At 44.0% G+C, this 639-nt stretch carries 2 protein-coding genes; both read right to left on the bottom strand.

From position 1 onward, the window contains the following. A partial coding sequence (locus ACFIO5_RS12485) for a phosphate signaling complex PhoU family protein (protein WP_375705574.1) occupies positions 1-286 on the bottom strand: 286 nt, incomplete at its 3' end. A 12-nt stretch (positions 287-298) separates the two neighbouring features. After that, the coding region (locus ACFIO5_RS12480) for a phosphate ABC transporter ATP-binding protein (RefSeq protein ID WP_375705573.1) at positions 299-639 on the bottom strand (341 nt) is incomplete at its 5' end.

The following is a 639-nucleotide window of genomic DNA, read 5'->3' as shown; positions in this document are numbered from 1 at the left end:
CAAGATCAGAAGAAATGCGAATAGCACCAACAATTTCACGTAGATCAACAGCCATCGGTTGGCGTTTGCAAATAATCGTAATCGCTTTTTCATCAATGTCGCGCTCTGCTTCATCTAAAAACAAGTCATCGGCAATAACTGTAGCAGCAAGCTGAAGATCATTACACACTATTGACGCAACAGAACGTTCAATCATTTTTTCCGCGTAACAACCCATTTCTGTAATCTTTTCTTCCAAATATTTTAGTTCCGCATCATAAGCACGAACAGTATGTTTCATAGACATATCCTATACTCCTCAATTCACCTCTCCAAAACGTCCTGTAACATAATCCTGTGTACGTTGCCCTTTTGGCGAGGTGAACATCCCCTCCGTTTCCCCACCTTCTCCCCCACGCCCCAAATGAAACATGGCTGTATATTGAGAAACACGTGCTGCCTGTTGCATCGAATGTGTCACAATGACGATTGTATAATCCTTTCGTAATGCATCGATAAGTTCTTCAATACGTGCCGTTGCAATTGGATCAAGAGCCGAACAAGGCTCATCCATCAAAATAACTTCAGGACTAACCGCAATAGCACGCGCAATACACAAGCGCTGTTGCTGCCCTCCCGACAGACTGGTTCCCGCCTCAT

This window comes from Bartonella sp. AA86SXKL (assembly GCF_042196885.1).
The sequence above is the reverse complement of the archived record's forward strand: the minus strand, read 5'-3'. Positions and strand labels throughout refer to the sequence as shown.